The 3,822-nt window shown below is 69.8% G+C and carries 6 protein-coding genes and 1 tRNA gene; 5 read left to right on the forward strand and 2 right to left on the reverse strand.

Annotated elements, in window-relative coordinates; translation table 11 throughout:
• Nucleotides 1–464 precede the first annotated feature (464 nt).
• Nucleotides 465–923, forward strand: a complete 459-nt coding sequence (locus tag FV223_RS22375) for an NUDIX hydrolase (RefSeq protein ID WP_147729062.1) — start codon at nucleotides 465–467, stop codon at nucleotides 921–923.
• Nucleotides 924–1,041: 118 nt separating this feature from the next.
• Nucleotides 1,042–1,116 (forward strand) — tRNA-Thr (locus tag FV223_RS22380).
• Nucleotides 1,117–1,468: 352 nt separating this feature from the next.
• On the opposite strand, the gene FV223_RS22385 is transcribed toward FV223_RS22380, so the two are convergent.
• Nucleotides 1,469–1,669, reverse strand: a complete 201-nt coding sequence (locus tag FV223_RS22385; RefSeq protein WP_147729057.1) for a hypothetical protein — start codon at nucleotides 1,667–1,669, stop codon at nucleotides 1,469–1,471.
• Nucleotides 1,670–1,989: 320 nt separating this feature from the next.
• A complete protein-coding gene (locus FV223_RS22390; RefSeq protein WP_147729058.1) occupies nucleotides 1,990–2,202 on the reverse strand; it encodes a hypothetical protein in 213 nt (70 codons plus the stop codon).
• Between the two features lie 123 nt (nucleotides 2,203–2,325).
• Here FV223_RS22390 and FV223_RS22395 point away from each other — a divergent pair, with 123 nt between their 5' ends.
• The 3 genes from FV223_RS22395 to FV223_RS22405 all read left to right on the forward strand — a co-directional run.
• A complete protein-coding gene (locus FV223_RS22395; RefSeq protein ID WP_147729059.1) occupies nucleotides 2,326–2,577 on the forward strand; it encodes a hypothetical protein in 252 nt (83 codons plus the stop codon).
• Between the two features lie 192 nt (nucleotides 2,578–2,769).
• Complete coding sequence (locus FV223_RS22400; RefSeq protein WP_147729060.1) at nucleotides 2,770–3,336, forward strand: hypothetical protein; 567 nt, start codon at nucleotides 2,770–2,772, stop codon at nucleotides 3,334–3,336.
• Nucleotides 3,337–3,556: 220 nt separating this feature from the next.
• Nucleotides 3,557–3,822, forward strand: a 266-nt coding sequence (locus FV223_RS22405) for a hypothetical protein (RefSeq protein ID WP_246689764.1), incomplete at its 3' end; no start/stop codon positions are given.

The raw sequence follows: 3,822 nt of genomic DNA on the forward strand, positions 1-3,822 counted from the left end.
GCCGCGTCCCGCCGGTCCGCCTGCAACCGGTTCGCCCGCAACGGCACGCGAGGACGCCGAGGCCAAGGCCCGTCGCTTCGGCTGATCGTTCCCGCGCCGCCCGGCCCCGCCGGGCGGCCGGCGGGTGCGACACGGGCATGGCGTCGGGCTTCATCGAACGGCCATATCGCCACGGCAAGATACATCCTGTGGTAGGCTCCGACGCGCGGCACCGTTCTGCGCTTCGGTGCGTTTGACCCACGAAACGACCAACCTTTGGTGGTGAAGACGGCTGCAATCGGCGGTACGCCCGCTTCCCAGGGCAGGTCCGATCGATTATTTGCCGGATAACTTTTCCTCCGAGAGGCCCCACCACTGTTCCAGTTCCGTTCCGGCCCAGCACACCGCATCGTTCCCTCCGCGATCGGGCCGCACGCCTCGGAGCGCTGGAACCGCATCGGAGCGCCCGCATGGCGCCGACGCGCATGACGACGATGCCGCTCGACGACGAGCGCGAGGCGCGGCCGCAGGTTGGCGCGCTGCCGTTCCGGCGCGAGCCCGACGGCAGCTACAGCGTGCTCCTCGTCACCTCCCGCGAGAGCCGGCGCTGGGTGATCCCGAAGGGGTGGCCGATGAAGGGGCGCAAGCCCTTCGAGGCGGCGGCCCGCGAGGCCTACGAGGAGGCCGGCGTGATCGGCCAGATCGGCAAGCGGCCGCTCGGCTTCTACCTCTACCAGAAGCGCCTGAAGAACCGCGACGCGGTGCTGTGCCAGGTGAAGGTGTTTCCGCTCGAGGTGCGCAAGCACCGCAAGACCTGGCCGGAGCAGCACCAGCGCGAGCAGCGCTGGTTCACCCCCGCGGACGCCGCCGAGGCGGTGACCGAGCCGGGCTTGGCCGCGATCATCCGCGCGGCGCTGAAGCGCGACGGCCGCCCCAAAACGTGACCCACCCGGTCGATTGCGCCCTCGGGACCGCCAAGCGCGATTGCCAAGCCGCCGTCGATCCCTTAAAGCCCCTCTCGGTCGGACGGAGACGCCCCCTCGCGGGCCCCGGATCGCCGTTGCTGCGGTAGCTCAGTGGTAGAGCACCTCATTGGTAATGAGGAGGTCGTGGGTTCGATCCCCCCTCGCAGCACCATCAATCCACGCCTCCGATGAGCACTGAGATCGACCGGTAGGGCGCTGTCCCCCGGGCGCGCTTTTTCGGATGGGCGGCACGCGGGCGAGCCAAGCTCCCCCTGCCCGATCGACATCCCCGAACACCACCTTGTCGGGACGGTCTCGTTCCCGGTCGGCTTGGGTGCCGGCTTGGGCCGCGGCGGAGGCGACGGATCGCTCTCGGCAGCGTGGTCATGGACCGGTGCGCCCCGGCTCGCGGATCGGCCCATGCCGATCGTGCCATCGCCCATGCCGCCGGCCGGAAATTCGGCGCTGATGCGCGGGCGGTCATGGGCGGGGCGCATGTCCTGCGCCCCGCGAACGCAAGCCCCTTACTTGTTGGTCCGGCCCTGGTGGTTCGGATCGATCCCGCCGTCGAGCTTCGTCTCGTTGGCCGTGTCGCCCTCCACCGTCGAGTCCGCCTCAATGTCCTCGATGTCGTGACCCGTCAGGCCTCGGGACTGGCCGATCCCCGGATTGCCCTTCAGGTCGGCATCGGTCGGCGTATCGGTCTTCGGGTGCTTGTTCGACATGGGTGCTCCAATCGGTCGGCCGGCGCGAAGCCTGCGCCGCAGCCTCGGGACATGGGGAGCAAACCCCGGGTCGAAACGGCCGTTCCGATCGCCCGGCGCGGAGCGACCCTCGGCCGCGCCGCACGGTGCGCGGGTGTCGGCTCGCGTACGCCGACCGTGCTCCCGAGAAAGCCGCCGATCGATCGCCAGCGGGCGGGAGAAGGGATCGCCGTCGGCCTCATCGCGGGGCGAAGGAAAGCCCGCACGGCCGAGACGTGCCGTCCGGCCCGCCCACGGCCGCCTGATGATCCGGCGCCCGCGATGGCCGTGGCCGCGCTCCGTCAGAGCTGCCCGCGGACGTAGCCGCGCGAGACCAGCCGGTCCCGCCGCAGCGACCGGCGCTCGGCCTCGGCCAGGTCTGCGAGCGCGTCCTCGACCACCTGCACCAGCGCGATCCAGGCATCGCCGCGGGCGGCCCTCCGGTAGGCCAGCGCGATCGTCTCGGCCTCGGTGAGCCGGATCTCCACAGGCGGTTGGTGGGGCTGGGGGTGCATCGCGGCTCCGAGTTGTCCAAGAACATACAAGGAACAAACAGCAAGCGGGCCGACGGTTCAACCATGGCGAGCACGGTGGGCCACGGAACGGTGAGATGCTGTGGAGGGCGGGGTAGAAGGCCAATGCCGACACCGCTTTACCGTTTCCACTGCACGAACGGCTTCGACCTCGTGGCCGATCTCCAGGGCAGGCGGCTGCCGACCTGGGCGCTCATGCGCCTCCACGCCGAGCGGGTCGCGATCGACCTGATGCTCGGCAGCGCGCGGCGCGATTGGTCGGCCTGGACGGTCGAGATCTACGATGCGGCGGGCCGACACGTGATCTCGAAGCCGTTCGTGGACATTCTCGAGAGCCGATCGGAACGGAAGAAATAGTTTCTGTTTTTCGCTGCCGAATGGCCTCGAACCAGCGACAGCGCAGAAGATTGACTTGTCATGGGGGCAGCCATGACAGCAAAGCGCATGATCCTATCCACCCTTGTGCTGTGTATCCTTCCCGCGGCGACGGCGACCGCTCAGACCGGCGACATCCGGACCGGTGCGATCCCGCCCGTCAACGAGAAGGCGGTGACCACGACCGCCGTCGGGCAGACCAAACCGCCGAGCCGTGATGCGGGCTCGGTATCGGACCGATCGAGATCACCCGGCGACGTCGAGGACGGCATGATCCGGAACATCTGTATCGGGTGCGAGCCGGATCGCAGCACGCTCGACACGGTGACGACGAACGTTCCCCCCAGGACCGGGGGCGAAACCTGGAATACGAAGCTCGAGCGGCTTCGCAAGTTGCCCGAACCCAGCAAGCAGGGCGACCTCGATACCTTCTCTCTCGCTTCGGCCCATCGCGAGCGAGCGGAATCGGTGCAGGAGAAGACCAACGGCCTGTGGCAATCGTGGCTGGTCTCCGTGTGCGAGGGCTGCGGAGACCAGAAGCCGGCCAAGGCCTGGAACCTGCAGGATCGGCCCTCCTTCCGGCTCGGATCGGTCACGCCGGATCGTCCGGAGGGCGACGCGTCGTCCGAAAAGACGCGCCCGGCCGAGCCGAGGCAGGTCGCCGTCCACCATCACGGCGCCTTCGAGGCGGACCTCTCCCCCGAGAACGTCGGCTCGATCAGGCGCATGCCGCAACGCTGATCCGATCGGCTCCCCCTCTCGTCCGCGACCGCCTCGTCCCGGTGCGGACCATCCGCTCGCCCGTCCTCGCGACGGTCGCGGCCTGCACGCGCTCGCCCCCCCGGGCCGGCGGCCGATGTCCAGAGCGGATGACGCGGCTCGGCGTTTCGTCGCACGCTTCGGCGGCGCCCGAACCGTGATCGATGCGGGCGGTTGCCGCGTGACCACGAGAGAGGATGTGATGATGTCGAACCCAGCCAAGGGTCGGTCCGGCGACGGTCAGCAGCACGAGACGACGAGCGCGCAGGCCGAGCGGGCGGCCGAGGTGCAGCGGGCCGGAAGCGCCGAGGCGGGGGCCGGCCACCCCGAGGTTCTCGAAGGCGGCAAGGCGGAGGCGCCGACGGAGGGCAAGGGGCAGCCGAAATCCGCAGCCTCGAACGCGCCGGCCGGTGCGACGAGCGACGCCGCCACCAGCTCGGCGACGGTCGGGAAGGCCGAGAAGGAGGC

The organism is Methylobacterium sp. WL116 (assembly GCF_008039455.1).
Classification (GTDB): Bacteria; Pseudomonadota; Alphaproteobacteria; order Rhizobiales; family Beijerinckiaceae; genus Methylobacterium.